This window comes from Streptomyces sp. NPDC093094, assembly GCF_044754345.1.
GTDB lineage: Bacteria > Actinomycetota > Actinomycetes > Streptomycetales > Streptomycetaceae > Streptomyces.
In genome coordinates, this window is record NZ_JBIVOX010000011.1 from 149,697 (window position 1) to 169,449 (window position 19,753).

Here is a 19,753-nt window from a genome sequence, read left to right on the forward strand (position 1 = left end):
ACCCTACTGATCCGCGGCGGTCGTGCCGCTCTCGGCGTCCTGGAGCAGGACGTCGGCGTCGAAGCAGGTGCGCGCGCCGGTGTGGCAGGCGGCGCCGACCTGGTCGACCTTGACCAGCACGGTGTCGGCGTCGCAGTCGAGCGCCACGGACTTCACCCACTGGAAGTGGCCGGAGGTGTCGCCCTTGACCCAGTACTCCCGGCGGCTGCGGGACCAGTAGGTGCAGCGGCCGGTGGTGAGCGTGCGGTGCAGCGCCTCGTCGTCCATCCAGCCCAGCATCAGCACCTCTCCGGTGTCGTACTGCTGGGCGATGGCGGGCACGAGGCCGTCCGGGCTGCGCTTGAGGCGCGCGGCGATCTCGGGGTCGAGGCTGCTGGGCGGGGGCGTGCTGGTCATGCGTGCCATTGTGCCGTGCGCCACGGACAGTGACGGACCATGTCCACGGGGCGGACCTCGTCGTGGGCACGGTGGGTCCGCTGGGCGGACCTCGTACGCGGTCGTAGGCTTGGCTCATGTCGACCTTCGCCAAGCGTGAACGGCTCCTTCTCGCCGACCTCTTGGAAACCGCCGGTCCCGACGCGCCGACCCTGTGCGAGGGCTGGCTGACCCTCGACCTGGCCGCGCACGTGGTGGTGCGCGAGCGGCGCCCGGACGCCGCCGGGGGCCTCCTGGTCAAGCCGCTCACCTCGCGTCTGGACAGGACCATGGAGGAGTTCGCGGCCAAGCCGTACGCGGAGCTGATCCAGCTGATCCGCAGCGGCCCGCCGCGGTTCTCTCCGTTCAACCTCAAGCAGCTCGACGAGGCGTCCAACACGATCGAGTTCTACGTCCACGCCGAGGACGTGCGCCGCGCGCAGCCCGACTGGACGGGGCGCGAGCTGGACCCGGTCTTCCAGGACGCCCTGTGGTCCCGGCTGGAGCGCACCGCGCGGCTGATGGGCCGTGGTGCGACGACGGGCCTGGTGCTGCGCCGGCCGGACGGGCAGACGGTGGTGGCGCACCGCGGCACACCGGTGGTGACGGTGACGGGCGAGCCGTCGGAGCTGGTGCTGTTCCTGTACGGCCGCCAGAAGGCGGCCGAGGTCGACCTGGACGGCTCGGCGGACGCGATCGCCCGGCTCCACGCGGGAAAGCAGCTGGGCATCTGAGGCCGGCGGGGCACCGGTTCCCGGTCTCCGGGAGCCCGGGGCCCCTCCCCGCGGCGGGCCCTCAGCGCACCGGGTGGCCCGCCTCCCGCAGCGCGTTCTTCACCTCGCCGATCCGCAGGTCGCCGAAGTGGAAGACGGAGGCCGCGAGGACCGCGTCCGCGCCGGCGTCGACGGCCGGGGCGAAGTCGGCGAGCCGGCCGGCGCCGCCGGAGGCGATGACCGGGACGCTCACGTGCTTGCGCACGGCCTCGATCATGCGGATGTCGTAGCCGTCCTTGGTGCCGTCGGCGTCCATGGAGTTCAGCAGGATCTCGCCCGCGCCCAGCTCGGCGGCGCGGTGGGCCCACTCGACGGCGTCGATGCCGGTGCCCTTGCGGCCGCCGTGGGTCGTCACCTCGAAGGAGCCGGACTCGGTGCGACGGGCGTCCACCGAGAGGACCAGCACCTGCCGGCCGAACCGCTCGGCGATCTCACGGATCAGGTCGGGGCGGGCGATCGCCGCGGTGTTCACGCCCACCTTGTCCGCGCCCGCGCGCAGCAGCTTGTCCACGTCCTCGGCGGTGCGGACGCCGCCTCCCACGGTCAGCGGGATGAACACCTGCTCGGCGGTGCGACGCACCACGTCGTAGGTCGTCTCGCGGTCGCCCGACGAGGCGGTGATGTCCAGGAACGTCAGCTCGTCGGCGCCCTCGGCGTCGTACACCTTGGCCATCTCGACGGGGTCGCCCGCGTCGCGCAGGTTCTGGAAGTTGACGCCCTTGACGACCCGGCCGTTGTCCACGTCCAGGCAGGGGATGACTCGGACCGCCAGGGTCATGAATCCACGGCTCCTCTGAATGCCTCGATCTCCACTTCGACCAGGATGCGCGAGTCGACGAAACCCTCCACGACGAGGAGGGTCGCGACCGGGCGCACGGAGCCGAACAGCTCCTGGTGCGCGCGGCCGACCGCGTCGACGTCCCGCTGATGGGTGAGGAACATCCGGGTCCTGATCACCGACTCGGGCCCGAGCCCGAACTCGGCGATCGCCTCCAGCGCGCCGGTGAACGCCACCTTCGCCTGCTCGTACGGGTCGCCCTCCCCGTACAGCACCGGGCCCTTGAAGGCCGTGGTGCCGCCCACCAGCACACGGTCGCCCGCCGCGACGGCGCGTGCGAACCCGAAATTCTCCTCCCAGGGACTTCCGCTCTGCACCCGCCGTACGCCGTCGGACGTCATGACGCCACTGCCTCCAGGGCCTCTTCCAGGGTGAACGCCTTCGCGTACAGGGCCTTTCCGACGATGGCGCCCTCGACACCGAGCGGCACCAGGGCGGAGATCGCACGCAGGTCGTCCAGCGAGGACACGCCGCCGGAGGCCACGACCGGGCGGTCGGTGGCCGCGCAGACGTTCTTCAGCAGCTCCAGGTTCGGGCCCTGGAGGGTGCCGTCCTTGGCGATGTCCGTGACGACGTAGCGCGCGCAGCCCTCGCCGTTCAGGCGCTCCAGCGTCTCGTAGAGGTCGCCGCCGTCGCGGGTCCAGCCGCGGCCGCGCAGGGTCGTGCCGCGTACGTCGAGGCCGACGGCGATCTTGTCGCCGTGCTCGGCGATGACCTTGGCGACCCACTCGGGGGTCTCCAGGGCGGCCGTGCCGAGGTTGACGCGGGTGCAGCCGGTGGCCAGGGCGGCGGCCAGGGAGGCGTCGTCACGGATGCCGCCGGACAGCTCCACCTTGATGTCCATCGCCCTGGTGACCTCCGCGATCAGCTCGCGGTTGTCGCCCGTGCCGAACGCGGCGTCCAGGTCGACCAGGTGCAGCCACTCGGCGCCGGAGCGCTGCCAGGCGAGGGCGGCCTCCAGCGGGGAGCCGTAGGACGTCTCGGTGCCGGACTCGCCGTGGACCAGGCGGACGGCCTGGCCGTCGCGGACGTCGACGGCGGGAAGGAGTTCGAGCATGCTTCTAGACGGCACAGTCACAGGGTTCCGATCCAGTTGGTGAGGAGCTGGGCTCCGGCGTCGCCGGACTTCTCGGGGTGGAACTGCGTGGCCCACAGGGCGCCGTTCTCCACCGCGGCCACGAACGGCTTGCCGTACGTCGTCCAGGTGACCTTGGGGGCGGCGATGAGCGGGTTGTGGCTCTCCAGCGACCAGTCGTGGACGGCGTAGGAGTGCACGAAGTAGTAGCGCGCATCGGCGTCCAGCCCGGCGAACAGCTCGGAGCCGGCCGGGGCGGCGACGGTGTTCCAGCCCATGTGGGGGACGACGTCGGCCTGGAGCGGCTCGACCGAGCCGGGCCACTCGTCGAGGCCGTCGGTCTCCACGCCGTGCTCGATGCCGCGCGCGAACAGGATCTGCATGCCGACGCAGATGCCCATCACCGGGCGGCCGCCGGACAGCCGCCGGTCGACGATCCAGTCGCCGCGCGCCTCCTTCAGGCCCTGCATGCAGGAGGCGAACGCGCCGACGCCCGGCACCAGCAGGCCGTCGGCGTTCATCGCCCGGTCGAAGTCACGGGTGATCTCGACGTCGGCGCCCACGCGGGCGAGGGCCCGCTCGGCGGAGCGGACGTTGCCGAAGCCGTAGTCGAAGACGACGACCTTCTTGGATCCGCCGCTCAACTCCACACCTCCAGCCGGAGGATGCCCGCGGTGAGACACATCGCGGCGCTGACGGAGAGCAGCACGATCAGGCCCTTGGGCATCTGCTGCCTGGCGAAGGAGATGATGCCGCCGACGAGGAAGAGGCCGACGACGATCAGGACGGTGGAGAGGCCGTTCACAGCGCACCCTTCGTGGACGGGAGGATGCCGGCCGCGCGCGGGTCGCGCTCGGAGGCGTACCTGAGGGCCCGGGCCAGCGCCTTGAACTGGCACTCCACGATGTGGTGCGCGTTGCGCCCGTACGGCACGTGCACGTGCAGTGCGATCTGCGCCTGGGCGACGAAGGACTCCAGGATGTGCCGGGTCATGGTGGTGTCGTACTCGCCGATCATCGGCGCCATGTTCTCGGGCTCGGTGTGCACCAGGTACGGCCGGCCGCTCAGGTCGACGGTCACCTGGGCGAGGGACTCGTCCAGCGGGACCGTGCAGTTGCCGAAGCGGTAGATGCCGACCTTGTCGCCGAGGGCCTGCCGGAAGGCGGCGCCGAGGGCGAGGGCGGTGTCCTCGATGGTGTGGTGCGAGTCGATGTGCAGGTCGCCCTCGGTCTTCACGGTCAGGTCGAACAGACCGTGCCGGCCGAGCTGGTCGAGCATGTGGTCGTAGAAGCCGACACCGGTCGACACGTCGACCCGGCCGGTGCCGTCGAGGTTGATCTCGACGAGGACCGAGGTCTCCTTGGTCACCCGCTCCACGCGTCCCACGCGGTTCATGCGTTCTGCTCCTTCTTGAGTTCACGGACCGCGTCGAGGAACGCGTCGTTCTCTTCGGGGGTTCCGGCGGTCACCCGCAGCCAGCCGGGCACGCCGTTGTCCCGGACCAGGACGCCCCGGTCGAGGATCTTCTGCCAGGTTCCGTGGGCGTCGTCGAACCGCCCGAACTGCACGAAGTTGGCGTCCGAGGAGGTGACCTCATAGCCGATCGCCAGCAGTTCGGTGACCAGCCGGTCACGCTCGGCCTTCAGCTGCTCGACGTAGCCGAGCAGGGTGTCGGTGTGTTCCAGGGCGGCCAGCGCGGTCGCCTGGGTGACCGCCGACAGGTGGTACGGCAGCCGTACGAGCTGCACGGCGTCCACGACGGCCGGGTGCGCGGCGAGATAGCCGAGCCGCAGGCCCGCCGCGCCGAACGCCTTGGACATCGTGCGGGAGACGACGAGGTGCGGGCGGCCCTCCAGCAGCGGCAGCAGGGAGTCGCCGTGGCTGAACTCGATGTACGCCTCGTCGACCACCACCATGCACGGCTTCGCCGCCTGCGCGGCCTCGTACAGCGCGAGGACCGTCCGGGGCGGGACGGCGTTGCCCGTGGGGTTGTTGGGGCTGGTGACGAAGACGACGTCGGGCCGGTTCTCCGCGATGGCCCGCTCGGCCGCCTCCAGGTCGATGGTGAAGTCGTCGTTGCGGGGACCCGAGATCCAGCCCGTGCCCGTGCCGCGCGCGATCAGCGCGTGCATCGAGTACGACGGCTCGAAGCCGATCGCGGTGCGGCCCGGCCCGCCGAAGGTCTGCAGCAGCTGCTGGATGACCTCGTTGGAGCCGTTGGCGGCCCAGACGTTGGCCAGGCCGACCTCGTGGCCCGAGGTGTCCGTCAGGTACTCGGCGAGCTTCGTGCGCAGCTCGACCGCGTCCCGGTCCGGGTAGCGGTTGAGGGTGCGGGCCGCCTCACGGACCCGCTCGGCGATGCGCTCGACCAGCGCCTCGGGAAGCGGGTAGGGGTTCTCGTTGGTGTTCAGCCGTACGGGGACGTCCAGCTGGGGTGCTCCGTAGGGGGACTTGCCGCGCAGCTCGTCCCGTACGGGGAGATCGTCGATTCCGGGGTTCACTTGCTCGTCGGTACCTTCCACCCGAACCTTGCCTTGATCGCCGCGCCGTGCGCGGGCAGGTCCTCCGCCTCCGCCAGCGTCACCACGTGGTGCGCGACCTCGGCCAGCGCGTCCCGCGTGTAGTCGACGATGTGGATGCCGCGCAGGAAGGACTGGACGGACAGGCCGGAGGAGTGGCAGGCGCAGCCGCCGGTGGGCAGGACGTGGTTGGACCCGGCGGCGTAGTCGCCGAGCGACACGGGTGCCCAGGGGCCGATGAAGACCGCGCCCGCGTTGCGCACCCGGTCGGCGACCGCGGCGGCGTCGGCCGTCTGGATCTCCAGGTGCTCGGCGCCGTAGGCGTCGACGACCCGCAGGCCCTCCTCGACACCGTCGACCAGCACGATCGCGGACTGCCTGCCCTTGAGCGCGGGGACGATCCGGTCGTCGACGTGCTTGCTGGCGGCGACCTGGGTCTGCAGCTCCTGCTCGACCGCGTCCGCGAGTTCCACGGAGTCGGTGACGAGGACGGCCGCGGCGAGCGGGTCGTGCTCGGCCTGGCTGATCAGGTCGGAGGCCACGTGCACCGGGTCGGCGGTGGAGTCCGCGAGGACCGCGATCTCGGTCGGGCCGGCCTCGGCGTCGATGCCGATCTTGCCGGTGAAGTAGCGCTTGGCGGCGGCGACCCAGATGTTGCCGGGGCCGGTGACCATGTTGGCGGGCGGGCAGGACTCGGTGCCGTACGCGAACATCGCCACGGCCGTGGCACCGCCGGCGGCGTACACCTCGTCGACGCCGAGCAGCGCGCACGCGGCGAGGATCGTCGGGTGCGGCAGACCGCCGAACTCGGCCTGGGCGGGCGAGGCGAGCGCGACGGACACGACGCCGGCCTCCTGGGCGGGCACCACGTTCATCACGACGGAGGACGGGTAGACCGACCGGCCGCCGGGGACGTACAGCCCGACCCGGTCGACCGGCACCCACTTCTCGGTGACCGAGCCGCCCGGCACCACCTGGGTGGTGCGGGTGGAGCGGCGCTGCTCGCGGTGGACGAGGCGGGCGCGGCGGATGGACTCCTCCAGGGCCGCGCGCACGGCCGGGTCGAGCCCGTCGAGGGCCTCGGCGAGCGCCTCGGCGGGGACCCGCACCTGCTCCAGCCTGACCCCGTCGAACTTCTCGGCGAAGTCGATCAGCGCCGCGTCGCCACGATGATGCACGGCCTCGCAGATCGGACGCACCTTCTCCAGGGCGGACGATACGTCGAAGTCGGCTCGGGGCAGCAGGTCGCGCAGGGCGGGACCCTCCGGGAGGGCGTCGCCGCGCAGATCGATTCGGGAGATCACGGACCCCATTCTCCCAGACCGCGCTCACGTGCCGTCCGCGCGTATCAATGGCTGATACGCGCCGTGGGACATCACCTTCACCATCCGCGTTCGGAGCGTCACCCACCGGGCATGAACGGTCGTACGAGAGCCGTGGGAGCCGAGGGAGGAGTGAGGCGCCGTGACCGTGGGGGACGGGGTGCGCAGCGGGGATCCGCCGGAGGGGCTGACGGCGTCCGAGGTCGGCATGTGGCAGGCGTTCCGCAACGGCAGCGTCTACGACCTGACCAGCGGCGACCCGGAGACGGACGACCCGCACGGCATGCGCCCGTGGGGCCCGGAGCGGACCGTGCGGGCACGGATCGTGTGCTGGCTGCTGCTGGACGGGCCGCCCGCGCTGGCCGGACGGGTGTCGTCGCTGAAGCTCGTCGGGGTGCGGATCAGCGATCCCGTGGAGCTGGCGGGCGGCATCGTGGTGCCCTACGTCGAACTGCGCGACTGCCGGTTCGAACGGGAGGTGCTGCTGCCGGAGGCCCGCTTCACCACGCTTCGGCTGGTGGACTGCTCCGTGCCGCGGCTGGAGGCGGCACGGGTGCACACCGAGGGCGATCTGCATCTGCCGCGCTGCCGCTTCCACCGCGGCATCCGGCTCACCGACGCGCACATAGGCACCGACCTGCTGCTCAGCCAGGCCGTCGTGCACTCCGACCGGCGCGGCCGCTCCATCGCCGGGGACGGCATCAGCGTGGGCCAGGACGTGCAGGCCGAGCTGCTGGAGTCGTACGGCGAGCTGAGCCTGCGCGGCGCCGCCGTCGGCCAGTCGCTGAGCCTGCGCGGGGCGCGTCTGGTCAACCCGGACGGGCGGTTCGCGCTGAACGCGCCCCAGCTGACGGTCGGGCGCACGCTGTACCTGACCCCGGCGGCCCTCGGCGGCGGGATGCAGGGCGGGGTGACGCCGCCGCGCGGCACGCGGATCCAGCCGTTCGCCTGCGTGGGCGGGGCCCGGCTGGACGACGGCCGGTTCGGGGACGCCGTCGACCTGGAGCGGGCCCGGCTCGACCTGGCCGAGGACCAGGAGCTGTCGCTGCGCCGGGTGCAGACGCCCGAGCTGCGTTTCCTCGGCGAGGCGCCGGTGCAGGGCAGCGTGGCGCTGTCGGGGGCGCGGATCGTCAACCTGATCGACCGGGCGAGCAGCTGGCCCGGCCCCGGCCGGCTGCACATCGGCGGGTTCACCTACGAGAACCTGGTGCCGCACGGCCCGTTCTCCCCGGCGCAGCGCCTGGAGTGGGTGGCCGCCGCGACCGCCGAGTACAGCCCGGAGCCGTATGAGCGGCTGGCGGCGGTGCTGCGGGCGGGCGGCGAGGACGAGGACGCCCGTGAGGTGCTGCTCGCCAAGCAGCGCAGACGCCGCGAGACGCTGCCGCTGGGCCCGAAGCTGTGGGGCTGGGTCCAGGACCTGACGGTGGCGTACGGCTACCGGCCGGGGCGGGCCGCGCTGTGGATGGCCGTGCTGTGGGCGGCGGGCTCGCTGGCCTTCGCCTGTGCCGGACGCCCGGCGCCGGGCTCCGGGGCGGGCCGGCCGCCGTGGAACCCGGCGCTGTTCGCCCTGGACCTGCTGCTGCCGGTGATCGACCTGGGCCAGGTCGGGGTGTGGCAGCTGAGCGGGGGCTGGCAGTGGCTGGAGGCGGCGCTGGTGCTGCTGGGCTGGATCCTGGCGACCACGGTCGCGGCAGGCGCCACCCGCCTCCTGCGCCCGGGGTGACACGGCCCGGGGCCAGGGGACCGGGGGGCCGGGGCAGGGCCCGGGGCCCGGGGGCGCAGGCCCGGGGGTCCGGACGCAGGTCCGGGGGCCAGGGGGGGCGGGGCGGAGGCCCGGGGCCAGGGGGCGCAGGACCAGGGGCCCGGACGCAGGGCGCGGGGGCCAGGGGCGCAGGACCAGGAGCCCGGACGCAGGGCGGAGGCCCGGACGCAGGGCGGAGGCCCGGGGCCAGGGGGCGCAGGACCAGGGGCCCGGACACAGGGCGCGGGGGCCCGGACGCAGGGCGCGGAGGCCCGGACGCAGGGCGGAGGCCCGGGGCCAGGGGCGCAGGGCGGAGGCCCGGGGCCAGGGGGCGCAGGACCAGGGGCCCGGACGCAGGGCGCGGGGGCCAGGGGCGCAGGACCAGGAGCCCGGACGCAGGGCGGAGGCCCGGACGCAGGGCGCGGAGGCCCGGGGCCAGAGGCGCGGGACCAGGGCCCGGGCGCGGGCCCCGGGACCGGCGGGGCCGGGTTCGTGCCGGCCGGGATTCTGTGTCCGGTGCGACCCTCGTGACCTGTCTTTACCGGCCTTTGACCGAGGCGCGTACAACCTTCGGGAGGTTGCGTGAAGGGGCTGGCGCGGGCCCGACCTGCGGTCTTTCAATGGTCGACACCATGGCTCTGCTGCCCCCGTTCATCCGCACCGCCCGGATGCCCCGGACCCCCGCGCGGGTCCCGCACCCCGTCCCCGGTCTGCCGGCCGACGACGAGGTGCTGCTCGACGCGCCCGACGAGCGCCTGGGCCCCGCCCTGGTCGGCGCCGGCCGCGGCGAGTACGGCCCCGCCGCGGCCCTGCTCGCGGCCACCCGGGCCCTCGGCGAGTGGGAGCTGCGCGACCGGTACGTCGTCCGGCTGGCGCACTTCGCGCACTCGCGCCCCGAGTGGTTCGAGGAGTGGCGTGCGGCCGCCCCGCACGACCCCGACGCGCTGCTGGTCGGCGCGCAGCTCGCGGTCGACCGGGTGTGGGGCTCACCGGCACGGGTGGAGCTGCTGCGCGAACTGAGCCCGGCGATCACGGCCACCGCGCGCGGCGACCACCGCGACCCCGTGCCGTGGCGGCTGGCACTGGACCACGCGCGCGGCTCACGGGCCGGGCACAAGTACTTCGGCGAGCTGTGGGAGGCCGCGGTGCGGCGTGCCCCGCGCCACTACGGCTGTCATGTGGCGGCCCTGCGCTACCTCGCCGCGTCGTACCACGGCTCGCACAGCGAGTGCTTCGACTTCGCCGACCGGGCCGCGCAGGACGCGCCCGGGGACTCCCTGGTGCAGGCGCTGCCGGTGCGGGCGGCCTTCGGGTATCTGACCGACGGCTGCGGGCCCGCCGTGCCGCGCGCCCGGCTGGACGCGGCGGCCGACCGGGCCGTCGCCCTGTCCGCCCGGTTCCCGGTGGCCGACCCCTGGCCCGCGCAGATCCGCAATCTGCTGGCCTGGGTGCTGGTGCGCCTGGACCGGCGCGCGGAGGCCCTGGACCAGCTGCGGCTGACGGGGCCGTACGCCACCTCGTTCCCCTGGGACGGGGGCGGCGAGGACCCGCTGGGGGTGTTCCTGCGGGTGCGCTCGGGGCTGCTGGAGGGCGCACAGGCGGTGGAGGTGGGTGTCGGGAGACGTCCGCACGGCGGGCACGGCGGCCGGGCCCGGTCCGCCGACCATTAGGCTCTTGCGTCGTGACCATCGTCCGGCTGCCGCTCTTTCCGCTGAACTCGGTGCTGTTCCCGGGGCTCGTGCTCCCGCTGAACGTCTTCGAGGAGCGTTATCGCGCCATGATGCGCACCCTTGCCAAGACCCCCGAGGAGGAACCGCGCAGGTTCGCCGTCGTGGCGATCCGCGACGGGCACGAGGTGGCGCCGAGCGCGCCCGGTATGCCGGACCCGACGGCCGTGCCCGAGCGCGGGCCCGCCGCGGGGTTCGGCGCGGACCCGGCGAAGGCGTTCCACTCGGTCTGCTGTGTCGCGGACGCGGCGACGATCCGGGAACGGGCCGACGGCACGTTCGAGGTGCTGGCGACCGGCACGACCCGGGCGCGGCTGCTGTCCGTGGACACCTCCGGGCCGTTCCTCACGGCGGAGCTGGAGACGCTGGCGGAGGATCCCGGCGAGGAGGCGGGGGCCCTGGCCGAGGGGGTGCTGCGGGCGTTCCGGCAGTACCAGAAGCGGCTGGCCGGGGCGCGCGAGCGGTCACTGACGACCGGCGCGGAGCTGCCCGACGAGCCGTCGGTGGTGTCGTACCTGGTGGCCGCGGCGATGGTGCTGGACACGCCTGCCAAGCAGCGGCTGCTCCAGGCGCCGGACACCGCCTCGCGGCTGCGCGACGAGCTGAAACTCCTGCGCGCCGAGACCGCGATCATCCGTAACCTGCCGTCCTTGCCGTCGCAGGATCTGACGCGCGGCCCGACGAGTCTGAACTGAGGACATGGCGAAGAAGGCGAAGAAGCAGCAGCCCGGCGGCACCCCGGCCACGGTGGCCCTCACGGCCGCCGGGGTGGACTACACGGTCCACTCCTACGACCACGACCCCTCCCACCCCTCGTACGGCGAGGAGGCGGCCGAGGCGATGGGCGTCTCCCCCGAGCGGGTCTTCAAGACACTGGTCGCGGACGTCGACGGGGCGCTGACGGTGGCGGTGGTGCCGGTCGCCGGCAGCCTGGACCTGAAGGCGCTCGCCTCGGCGGTCGGCGGCAAGAAGGCGGTGATGGCGGACCCCGCGCTGGCCGAGCGGACCACGGGGTACGTCCGGGGCGGCATCTCGCCGCTGGGCCAGCGCAAGAGGCTGCCGACCGTGCTGGACGCATCGGCGTCCTCCCACCCGACGATCTGTGTCTCCGCCGGGCGCCGCGGGCTGGAGGTCGAGCTGGCGCCCGCCGACCTCGCGGCGCTCACCGCCGCGGTGCTCGCACCCGTCGGACGGGCCTAGACCGCGTCCTTCGGGGCGGTCCGGGGGGCCTGGAGCTCGGGGTCCCTCGGGCCGAACAGCGCGGTCAGGCCCAGGTGCACCAGCAGCGCCCCGAGCGACCAGGCCAGCAGCGCGCCCTTCGCGTTCAGCTTCAGCGGCGCCGAGAAGGTGACGCCCTTGCCGACCTCCTTGGCGTGCGCCAGGACGTCGTCGGCCGGACCGAGCCACACACCGAGGCGCCAGGCCACCAGCGACCCCAGGAGGCCGCCGACGCCCAGCGCCACGACCAGGGGCACACCGCCGCGGCGGCGCCACAGGAAGACGGCCAGCGCCGTCACCGCGCCGAAGGCCAGCGCCAGCAGGGTGAACGTTCCGTCGACGCCGATGGCCTGCTCGCCCTCGGTGTCCTTGACGTAGACGACCCAGCGTCCGTCGGCCGCGTCGCCGATCAGCGGGATCTGCGGCGCCAGCCAGTTCCACAGCAGCCCCAGGAGCACCCCGCACACCGCCGTCGCGACGACGACGACGGCGGCCTCCCGCAGTTCGGTCTTCATCCCCGGACCGTCCTTGCCGTAGCCGTACGCGTCCGCGCTCCCGGTCCCGCCCGACGGCGAGGGCCAGGCGGTGTAAGGCGAGGGCGACTGGCTGTGCGCCGACTGTTCGTGCGGCGGCGGGGGCGGAGTCAACGGTGCGGTCACCCTGACATCGTGCCAGGCCCGCCCGGCGCGTGCGTCACCGGACGGCAGCCCGGCGGTAGGCCCACGTCGCCACGGCCAGCGAGATCGCCCCGACCCCCGCGCAGACGGCCAGGTCCGCGGCGACCACGGCCCAGTCCGGACGGGCCGAGAAGGTGCGCGCATACGCCTCGACCCCATAGGTCGAGGGCAGCAGATCACGGGCGAACCGCACGAACTCCGGCATCCGCTCCGGCGGCAGCACCCCGAGCAGCAGCGCCGCCGACATGCCCAGCTGCCCCAGGACGGTCGCCAGCTCCGGCCGCGGCGCGAGCAGCCCGAGCGCCGCCCCCAGCCCGGACAGCGCGGCCCCGGCGAGCGGCACCACCGCGAGCAGCACCCACAGGTTGGCCAGCGGCAGCCCGAACAGCACGCACCCGAAGGCGGCCGTGACGAAGGTCCCCGGCACGGTGAAGGAGGCGTACGCGCCCGCCGCGCCCAGCACGACGGCCGCCGGCGGGACCGGCAGGGTCGCGTAGTGGTCGAGGCCGCCGGTGGCCCGCAGCTGCCCGAAGTACTGCGCGAGCAGGTTCAGCGCGACGAAGGCGACGACCAGCACCGCCGAGCCGGCCACGACCGACTCCGCCTGGCTGCCGCCGTCGACGACCCCGCGCATCATGATCAGGATGCCGATCGACTGGAAGGTCGCCACGAACAGCAGCGGGATGCGCGCCACCCGCGCCCGGGACAGCTGGGCCCGGTACACGGCCGCCGTCGACGGCCACAGCCGTGCCCGCGGCCCGAGCTCGGCCGCCTCGGCGGACCGCTCCTCCACGTCCAGGGCACCGCCCGGCAGCACCTCTGCGGGTACGACACTCACCTCGCGCTGCTCCCCTTCCTGGGGTTCACTGCGGATCTCGCCCCAACCCGTGCATTCTCCCGTACGACGGCGGCGGCTCTGCCGTTCACGCCTTCACCAGACCCTGCCGGGCCGCCCCGCCGAGCGTCAGGTAGACGTCCTCCAGGCTGGGCGTGGCCAGCGTGAAGTCGTCCAGCGCGGCGAACGCGGCCCCGCCGGTGACGGTGGCGACCACCGCACGGGCCTCCTCCGGGGCGAGCCGCAGCGTCCAGCGGCGCCCGGACTCCTCGGCCCCCTCGCGCAGCGCGGCGACCTCCGGCACGTCCAGCGGCGGCCGGTCGCGCCACACCAGCTCCACCCGTACCTCGCCGGCCACCCGTTCCTTCAGCCCGGCCGGGGTGTCGCACGCGATGACCCGGCCCCGGTCGAGGACGGCGACCCGGTCCAGGACCGTCTCGGCCTCGATCACGTTGTGGGTGACCAGCAGCACCGTCGTACCGCGCTCGGCACGCCGCCGGTCCACCGCGGACCACACGGCCCGCCGGGCCACCGGGTCCATCGCGGTGGTCGGTTCGTCGAGCACCAGCAGCGGCCGCTCGCCGACCAGCACGGCGGCGAAGCAGGCCAGCCGCCGCTGTCCGCCGGACAGCTTCTTCAGCGGCCGTGCGGCGAGCGCGGTCAGGTCCAGTTCCTCCAGGACGGCGTCCCGCTCGGCCCGCGCCCGCCGCGCGTCGAGGCCGCGCAGCCGCCCGGTCGTCTCGACGGCCAGGGACACGGTCAGCTCGTCCAGCGCGGTCGACTCCTGCCCGAGGTAGGCGAGGATCCGCGCGGCCCGCTCAGGGTGCCGCACGATGTCGTGCCCGAGGATCTGCACACTGCCGCCGTCGGGCCGCATCAGCCCGGTGAGCTGCCGGACGAGGGTGGTCTTGCCGGCGCCGTTCGGCCCGAGCAGCCCGAAGATCTCGCCGCGCCGGATGTCCAGCGTCACCCCGTCGGTGGCCCGCACCTCGGCCGTGGCGGGTGCGCCCCGCCTGCCCCGTACGGCCGGATAGATCTTGGTCAGCCCGCGTGCCGCGCACACGACATCACCGTTGTGTTTGAGTGCCTGTGGCGCGCGCGTACTCACAAGGGACGAGCCTACGGGGTCGGCGGGACACTTCCGCCCCGGGGTCGGCCACTCGCCGCATATGCGCAGCTCGCCGCCACAAGTCCGCGGCGGGACACAAATCCATCGCAAGCGGACTCCGGGCGCGGCCCCGGCGGCTCAGTCCCCGGCGGGCGCGTGCTCCGTGGCCGTGCGCACGTCGACCTCCCGCCAGAACCCGGCGCGGATCGCGTAGCGGTCGTGCTCGTCGATCTGGTCGTCCTTGTGGGCGAGCAGCCCGAAGCGGGCCGCGTAGCGCAGCAGCTCCCCGTCGATGCGGTGCGGGACCCGCGGGTACATCCCGGACAGCTTCTGCAGATGACCCTGGTCGCCGAGGCGTGCCATCCAGCGCCGGGCGAACACCTGTCCCACCTCGTACGGGTCCCCGCCGACCGTGGTGATGTCCTCCTCGCGGTCGGCCCATCGCTGCTCCGCGGAGGTCAGCTGGGCCAGGGTGGGCATCGCGGCGATCTCGGGCGGCTCGGCGGCGACGCCGGGGCGGTCCACCCAGCCCTTGTCGGAGGACCAGCGCAGGGTGGCGCTCGCCGGGTGCTGGGCGGGATGACCGCCGGGACCGCGCAGGGCCGCGAGGTCCTTGGGCGTGGGCACGCCCTTGGGCGCGGGCACCCGCTCCTCCCCCGCGGCGGGCGGGGCCGCGGCGGCGGCGTGGTGCGCGGGCTCCTCGGCGGGCCGCTCGGTCGCGGCGAGCCCGGAGTCGGGCAGCGGCGCGGAGAGGATCGCGGCGATCTCGGGGCGCGGCACGGGCGGCGGCGCGCAGACGCCGGTCAGCTCCTTCGCCCGTACGGCCTTGGTGATCCAGGCCCGGTCCAGCACACGGCGTTCGTCGGCCTCGGCGACCAGGTCCTCGGACTGGTTGAAGTCGCCGTCGGCGGCCTGGACGGCCCAGAGATGGACGGCGACACCGTGTTCCTTGGCGGCCATCATGCCGGGCAGCAGATCGCCGTCGCCGGTGACCAGGACGACGTCGGAGCAGGCGCGGTTGCGGGCCAGCTCGGTGAGCTCGGCGTGCATGGCGGCGTCGACGCCCTTCTGCGCCCAGCGTCCGTCGCTGCGGGTCAGGGCACCGAGCCGGACGGTGACCCGGGGCATCACGCGCAGCCTGCGGTGTTCGGGCTGCGGGACGCGGTCGGGGGCGCCGTCGAACCAGTAGATGCGCAGCAGGGGGCGCTCGGTGTCGGACTCGGCGCGTTCGCGCAGACCCTGGATGAGTGCGGCGTGGTCGACGGTGATGCGGGACCTGGAGGGTTCTCCGGCAAGGAGGCTGGCGGCGGCCCCCAGCAGATACCCGGCGTCCACCAGGACGATGCAGCGGTCCACGCGACTCACCCTCTTCCTGGGAGGTTTGCTTCGGACTTCCTTCGAGTCTGCCCGACGGCGCCTGGGTTAACGGCCGGAACTGGATCTTCGGCGTGGCGTTTCCGGGCGTCACCGTGCGACCGCACCTGTCACACACGGTAATTATCCGAAATGCGCTCTTTGTCAGCCTATGTGAATCTGGTCGCGGCTCTGGCCCTCAGATCCCCCACAGGAGGCAGATCACCATGGCCAAGAACAAGAAGCAGGACCGAAGTCGGCAGCAGTCGCCGATGGCCGAACGCGGCCGGCAGCAGGCGCAGCAGACGGCGATGCAGTCGGAGGCGGAGCACCGCATGGCGCAGGTGACCCCGAACGACGTCGCGCGCAAGGGCCGGCAGAAGCGCTTCGGGCACAACTGACGCCGTCATGACGGGTCGTCGGGACCCGGGCGCGCGACGAGGGGCGCACCCTTTCACAGGGTGCGCCCCTCGCGCTGTCCCGGGTGCGCCGCCCGGCGCCGCCCCGGCCGTCCCGCGGCCGGTCAGCCGGCCAGACAGGACGGGCCGAGCAGCACCTTCAGATCGCCGAAGAGCGCCGGGTCGGGCTTGACCCGGTGCCGGTCCAGACGCAGCACGGTCGTTCTGGTCGGCCCCTGGAGCTTGATCCGGACCTCGCTGTCGCCCTTGTGGTGGCTGAGGATCTCGCCGAGGCGGCTGACCATCGGCGGGGTGACCTTCATGGCCGGGATGGTGAGGATCACCGGCGCGTTGGTGCCGGCCGTCGACAGGTCGGGGACCATCAGCTCCATCGCCACCAGCCGCGGCACGTCCTCGCGCTTGTCGAGGCGGCCCTTGACGAACACCACCGCGTCCTCGACGAGTTGCGTCGACACCAGCTGATAGGTCGCGGGGAAGAACATGCACTCGATGGAACCGGCGAGGTCCTCCACGGTGGCGATGGCCCAGGCGTTGCCCTGCTTGGTCATCTTGCGCTGGAGGCCGGAGATGATGCCGCCGATGGTGACGACCGCGCCGTCCGCGTGCTCACCGCCGGTGAGCTGGGAGATCCCGGCGTCGGCCTTGTCCGACAGCACGTGCTCCAGACCGAACAGCGGATGGTCGGAGACATAGAGGCCGAGCATCTCCCGCTCCTGCGCGAGCAGGTAGGTCTTGTCCCACTCGTCCGGGGTGAACTCCACGTCCAGTCCGAAGCCGGGCTCGCTGTCGCCCTCGTCGCCCATGCCGCCGAAGAGGTCGAACTGGCCCTCGGCCTCCTTGCGCTTGACCGCGACCACGTTGTCGATCATCGGTTCGTACTGCGCGGTCAGGCCCTTGCGGGTGTGGCCCATGGTGTCGAAGGCGCCGGCCTTGATCAGCGACTCCGTGGTGCGCTTGTTGCAGACGACCGCGTCGACCTTGTCGAGGTAGTCGGGGAAGGAGGCGTACTTCCCCTTGGCCTTGCGGCTCTTGATGATCGACTCGACGACGTTGGTGCCGACGTTGCGCACGGCGGACAGACCGAAGAGGATCACGTCGTCGCCCTGGGCGGCGAAGTTGGACTCGGACTCGTTGACGTTCGGCGGGAGCACCCGGATGCCCATGCGGCGGCATTCGTTGAGGTAGACGGCCGACTTGTCCTTGTCGTCCTTGACCGAGGTGAGCAGCCCCGCCATGTACTCGGCCGGGTAGTTCGCCTTGAGGTAGGCGGTCCAGTAGGAGACCAGGCCGTAGGCGGCGGAGTGCGCCTTGTTGAAGGCGTAGCCGGCGAACGGGACCAGCACGTCCCACAGGGCCTGGACGGCCTCGTCGCTGTAGCCGTTCTTGCGGGCGCCGGCCTGGAAGATGGTGAAGTTCTTCGCCAGTTCGTCGGGCTTCTTCTTGCCCATGACGCGGCGGAGGATGTCGGCCTCGCCGAGCGAGTAGCCGGCGATGATCTGGGCGGCCTTCTGCACCTGCTCCTGGTAGACGATCAGGCCGTAGGTGACCGCCAGGACCTCTTCGAGAGGCTCCTCCAGCTCCTTGTGGATCGGCGTGATCTCCTGCTGCTTGTTCTTGCGCAGCGCGTAGTTCGTGTGCGAGTTCATGCCCATCGGGCCCGGCCGGTACAGGGCCGACACGGCGGAGATGTCCTCGAAGTTGTCGGGCTTCATCAGCCGCAGCAGGGACCGCATGGGGCCGCCGTCGAACTGGAAGACGCCGAGGGTGTCGCCGCGCTGGAGCAGTTCGAAGGTCGTCGGGTCGTCCAGGGGCAGGGCCAGCAGGTCCAGGTCGATGCCCTTGTTGGCCTTCACCATCTTGACGGCGTCGTCCATGATGGTGAGGTTGCGCAGGCCGAGGAAGTCCATCTTCAGCAGGCCGAGCGACTCGCACTGCGGGTAGTCCCACTGCGTGATGGTCACGCCGTCGGTGTGCCGCACCCAGATCGGGGCGTGGTCGACGATCGGCTCGCTGGACATGATCACGCCGGCCGCGTGCACACCCATCTGCCGGACCAGGCCCTCCACACCGCGCGCGGTGTCGATGACCTTCTTCACGTCCGGCTCGTTCTCGTACATCGCCCGGATCTCGCCCGCCTCGCTGTAGCGCGGGTGGGAGGGGTTGGTGATGCCGTCGAGGTCGATGCCCTTGCCGAGGACGTCGGCGGGCATGGCCTTGGTGAGCCGGTCGCCCATGGCGTACGGGTAGCCGAGGACGCGCGCGGAGTCCTTGATGGCGTTCTTGGCCTTGATCTTGCCGTAGGTGCCGATCATGGCGACCTTGTCGGAGCCGTACTTCTCCGTCACGTACCGGATCACCTCGACGCGCCGGCGCTCGTCGAAGTCGATGTCGACGTCGGGCATGGAGATGCGCTCGGGGTTGAGGAAGCGCTCGAAGATCAGTCCGTGCGGGATCGGGTCGAGGTCGGTGATGCCCATGGCGTACGCGACGATCGAGCCGGCCGCGGAGCCCCGGCCGGGGCCGACGGCGATGCCCTGCTTCTTGGCCCACATGATGAAGTCGGCGACCACGAGGAAGTAGCCGGGGAAGCCCATCGAGATGATGGTGTCCATCTCGTACTCGACCTGCTTCATGCGGTCGTCGGGGATCCCGTCCGGGAACCGGCGGTGCATGCCCCGCATGGTCTCCTCGCGGAACCAGCTGACCTCGGTGTAGCCGTCGGGGATGTCGAACTTCGGCATGAGGTTCTTCTCGACGAACATGCCGGTGGTGTCGACCTGCTCCGCGACCAGGAGGGTGTTGCGGCAGCCCTCCTGCCAGGCGTCCGAGGAGTCGACGGCGTACATCTCGTCCGTGGACTTGAGGTAGTAGCCGGTGCCGTCGAACTTGAAGCGGTCCGGGTCGGAGAGGTTCTTGCCGGTCTGGATGCACAGCAGGGCGTCGTGGGCGGTGGCCTCGTGCGCGTAGGTGTAGTGCGAGTCGTTGGTGACCAGCGGCGGGATGCCGAGCTTCCTGCCGATCTCCAGCAGGCCGTCGCGGACCCGGTGCTCGATCTCGATGCCGTGGTCCATCAGCTCCAGGAAGTAGCGGTCCTTGCCGAAGATGTCCTGGTACTCGGCGGCCGACTTCAGGGCCTCGTCGAACTGGCCGAGGCGCAGCCGGGTCTGGAGCTCGCCGGAGGGGCAGCCGGTGGACGCGATCAGGCCCTCGGACCACTGGCTGATGGTCTCCTTGTCCATCCGGGGCCACTTCTGGAGCCAGCCCTCGGCGTAGGCGTCGGAGGAGAGCCTGAAGAGGTTGTGCAGTCCGGTGGCGTTCGCCGCCCAGATCGTCTTGTGGGTGTAACCGCCGGAACCGGAGACGTCGTCGCGCTTCTGGTGCGGCTGGCCCCACTGGATCTTGCGCTTGTTGCGGCGGGACTCGGGGGCGACGTACGCCTCGATGCCGATGATCGGCGTGACCCCGGCCTTCTTGGCCGTGTGGAAGAAGTCGTAGGCGCCGTGGAGGTTGCCGTGGTCGGACATGGCGATGTGCGTCATGCCCATCTCGTTGCACGCGTCGAACATGTCCTTCAGCCGCGCGGCACCGTCCAGCAGCGAGTACTGGGTGTGGACGTGCAGGTGCGTGAACGGCGGCTTCGACACGGGGGGCCCTCCAGGGGAAACACTCGGCGACGGTCTGGCGGACAGTTCTGGGGTCAGCGTCGAAGTCTATGCCTCGCCACTGACACCCGG

20 protein-coding genes are annotated in these 19,753 nt (G+C 72.4%); 6 read left to right on the plus strand and 14 right to left on the minus strand.

Annotated features, from left to right (window positions below; genetic code table 11):
• Positions 1–3: 3 nt before the first annotated feature.
• Entirely contained in the window at positions 4–396 is a 393-nt protein-coding gene (gene hisI / locus ACIQGV_RS24310) for a phosphoribosyl-AMP cyclohydrolase (RefSeq protein ID WP_402497314.1), read from the minus strand.
• Between the two features lie 116 nt (positions 397–512).
• Here hisI and ACIQGV_RS24315 point away from each other — a divergent pair, with 116 nt between their 5' ends.
• Entirely contained in the window at positions 513–1,148 is a 636-nt protein-coding gene (locus ACIQGV_RS24315; RefSeq protein WP_402497316.1) for a TIGR03085 family metal-binding protein, read from the plus strand.
• A gap of 61 nt (positions 1,149–1,209) precedes the next feature.
• On the opposite strand, the gene hisF is transcribed toward ACIQGV_RS24315, so the two are convergent.
• Genes hisF through hisD form a run of 8 tightly spaced genes read right to left on the minus strand, consistent with a single transcriptional unit; the run spans position 1,210 to position 6,923 of the window.
• Positions 1,210–1,965: an imidazole glycerol phosphate synthase subunit HisF gene (gene hisF, locus ACIQGV_RS24320; RefSeq protein ID WP_402497318.1), complete on the minus strand. Its 756-nt coding sequence runs from the start codon at positions 1,963–1,965 to the stop codon at positions 1,210–1,212.
• On the minus strand, positions 1,962–2,366 hold the full coding sequence (locus ACIQGV_RS24325; protein ID WP_402497320.1) for a RidA family protein: 405 nt from the start codon (positions 2,364–2,366) through the stop codon (positions 1,962–1,964). Before ACIQGV_RS24325 ends, hisF begins: the two co-directional genes overlap by 4 nt.
• Complete coding sequence (gene priA, locus ACIQGV_RS24330; RefSeq protein ID WP_402497632.1) at positions 2,363–3,082, minus strand: bifunctional 1-(5-phosphoribosyl)-5-((5-phosphoribosylamino)methylideneamino)imidazole-4-carboxamide isomerase/phosphoribosylanthranilate isomerase PriA; 720 nt, start codon at positions 3,080–3,082, stop codon at positions 2,363–2,365. Before priA ends, ACIQGV_RS24325 begins: the two co-directional genes overlap by 4 nt.
• A 17-nt stretch (positions 3,083–3,099) precedes the next feature.
• A complete protein-coding gene (hisH, locus tag ACIQGV_RS24335; protein WP_402497322.1) occupies positions 3,100–3,750 on the minus strand; it encodes an imidazole glycerol phosphate synthase subunit HisH in 651 nt (216 codons plus the stop codon).
• Positions 3,741–3,905: a hypothetical protein gene (locus tag ACIQGV_RS24340; protein WP_402497325.1), complete on the minus strand. Its 165-nt coding sequence runs from the start codon at positions 3,903–3,905 to the stop codon at positions 3,741–3,743. The genes hisH and ACIQGV_RS24340 overlap by 10 nt, the downstream gene beginning before the upstream one ends.
• Positions 3,902–4,495, minus strand: coding sequence for an imidazoleglycerol-phosphate dehydratase HisB (gene hisB / locus ACIQGV_RS24345; protein WP_402497327.1), 594 nt, complete (start codon positions 4,493–4,495; stop codon positions 3,902–3,904). Before hisB ends, ACIQGV_RS24340 begins: the two co-directional genes overlap by 4 nt.
• Positions 4,492–5,601 (minus strand): histidinol-phosphate transaminase, encoded by a 1,110-nt coding sequence (locus tag ACIQGV_RS24350; protein ID WP_402497329.1) that lies wholly within the window; start codon positions 5,599–5,601, stop codon positions 4,492–4,494. The genes hisB and ACIQGV_RS24350 overlap by 4 nt, the downstream gene beginning before the upstream one ends.
• On the minus strand, positions 5,598–6,923 hold the full coding sequence (gene hisD / locus ACIQGV_RS24355; protein WP_402497332.1) for a histidinol dehydrogenase: 1,326 nt from the start codon (positions 6,921–6,923) through the stop codon (positions 5,598–5,600). The genes ACIQGV_RS24350 and hisD overlap by 4 nt, the downstream gene beginning before the upstream one ends.
• A 160-nt stretch (positions 6,924–7,083) precedes the next feature.
• Between hisD and ACIQGV_RS24360 the strand changes: the two genes are divergently transcribed.
• From ACIQGV_RS24360 to ybaK, 4 genes are all read left to right on the plus strand, one after another.
• Positions 7,084–8,664 carry an oxidoreductase gene (locus tag ACIQGV_RS24360; RefSeq protein ID WP_402497334.1) on the plus strand — a complete coding sequence of 527 codons (1,581 nt, stop codon included), beginning with the start codon at positions 7,084–7,086 and terminating at the stop codon, positions 8,662–8,664.
• Between the two features lie 638 nt (positions 8,665–9,302).
• On the plus strand, positions 9,303–10,352 hold the full coding sequence (locus ACIQGV_RS24365; RefSeq protein WP_402497336.1) for a hypothetical protein: 1,050 nt from the start codon (positions 9,303–9,305) through the stop codon (positions 10,350–10,352).
• A gap of 11 nt (positions 10,353–10,363) precedes the next feature.
• Entirely contained in the window at positions 10,364–11,104 is a 741-nt protein-coding gene (locus ACIQGV_RS24370; protein WP_402497338.1) for an LON peptidase substrate-binding domain-containing protein, read from the plus strand.
• A gap of 4 nt (positions 11,105–11,108) precedes the next feature.
• A complete protein-coding gene (ybaK, locus tag ACIQGV_RS24375; RefSeq protein WP_402497341.1) occupies positions 11,109–11,609 on the plus strand; it encodes a Cys-tRNA(Pro) deacylase in 501 nt (166 codons plus the stop codon).
• Here ybaK and ACIQGV_RS24380 read toward each other — a convergent pair.
• The 4 genes from ACIQGV_RS24380 to ACIQGV_RS24395 all read right to left on the minus strand — a co-directional run bounded on the left by ACIQGV_RS24380 (position 11,606) and on the right by ACIQGV_RS24395 (position 15,603).
• Positions 11,606–12,286: an AAA family ATPase gene (locus tag ACIQGV_RS24380; protein WP_402497344.1), complete on the minus strand. Its 681-nt coding sequence runs from the start codon at positions 12,284–12,286 to the stop codon at positions 11,606–11,608. The genes ybaK and ACIQGV_RS24380 overlap by 4 nt on opposite strands.
• A 34-nt stretch (positions 12,287–12,320) precedes the next feature.
• The gene (locus ACIQGV_RS24385; RefSeq protein ID WP_402497347.1) at positions 12,321–13,142 is read right to left on the minus strand and encodes an ABC transporter permease; all 822 of its coding nucleotides are present in this window, start codon (positions 13,140–13,142) and stop codon (positions 12,321–12,323) included.
• Between the two features lie 85 nt (positions 13,143–13,227).
• On the minus strand, positions 13,228–14,202 hold the full coding sequence (locus tag ACIQGV_RS24390) for an ABC transporter ATP-binding protein (protein WP_402497349.1): 975 nt from the start codon (positions 14,200–14,202) through the stop codon (positions 13,228–13,230).
• Positions 14,203–14,385: 183 nt separating this feature from the next.
• Positions 14,386–15,603, minus strand: coding sequence for an NYN domain-containing protein (locus ACIQGV_RS24395; RefSeq protein ID WP_402497351.1), 1,218 nt, complete (start codon positions 15,601–15,603; stop codon positions 14,386–14,388).
• A gap of 224 nt (positions 15,604–15,827) precedes the next feature.
• Here ACIQGV_RS24395 and ACIQGV_RS24400 point away from each other — a divergent pair, with 224 nt between their 5' ends.
• Positions 15,828–16,001, plus strand: coding sequence for a hypothetical protein (locus ACIQGV_RS24400; RefSeq protein WP_402497354.1), 174 nt, complete (start codon positions 15,828–15,830; stop codon positions 15,999–16,001).
• A gap of 122 nt (positions 16,002–16,123) precedes the next feature.
• On the opposite strand, the gene dnaE is transcribed toward ACIQGV_RS24400, so the two are convergent.
• The gene (dnaE, locus tag ACIQGV_RS24405; RefSeq protein WP_402497355.1) at positions 16,124–19,663 is read right to left on the minus strand and encodes a DNA polymerase III subunit alpha; all 3,540 of its coding nucleotides are present in this window, start codon (positions 19,661–19,663) and stop codon (positions 16,124–16,126) included.
• Between the last annotated feature and the right edge of the window lie 90 nt (positions 19,664–19,753).

Bases quoted from the DNA above. Each gene is read 5' to 3' on its own strand.
- ACIQGV_RS24315 (WP_402497316.1), top strand. From the start codon at position 513: ATGTCGACCTTCGCCAAGCGTGAACGGCTCCTTCTCGCCGACCTCTTG.
- ACIQGV_RS24325 (WP_402497320.1), bottom strand. From the start codon at position 2,366: ATGACGTCCGACGGCGTACGGCGGGTGCAGAGCGGAAGTCCCTGGGAG.
- hisB (WP_402497327.1), bottom strand. From the start codon at position 4,495: ATGAACCGCGTGGGACGCGTGGAGCGGGTGACCAAGGAGACCTCGGTC.
- priA (WP_402497632.1), bottom strand. From the start codon at position 3,082: ATGCTCGAACTCCTTCCCGCCGTCGACGTCCGCGACGGCCAGGCCGTC.
- ybaK (WP_402497341.1), top strand. From the start codon at position 11,109: ATGGCGAAGAAGGCGAAGAAGCAGCAGCCCGGCGGCACCCCGGCCACG.
- ACIQGV_RS24400 (WP_402497354.1), top strand. From the start codon at position 15,828: ATGGCCAAGAACAAGAAGCAGGACCGAAGTCGGCAGCAGTCGCCGATG.
- hisF (WP_402497318.1), bottom strand. From the start codon at position 1,965: ATGACCCTGGCGGTCCGAGTCATCCCCTGCCTGGACGTGGACAACGGC.
- ACIQGV_RS24365 (WP_402497336.1), top strand. From the start codon at position 9,303: ATGGTCGACACCATGGCTCTGCTGCCCCCGTTCATCCGCACCGCCCGG.
- hisI (WP_402497314.1), bottom strand. From the start codon at position 396: ATGACCAGCACGCCCCCGCCCAGCAGCCTCGACCCCGAGATCGCCGCG.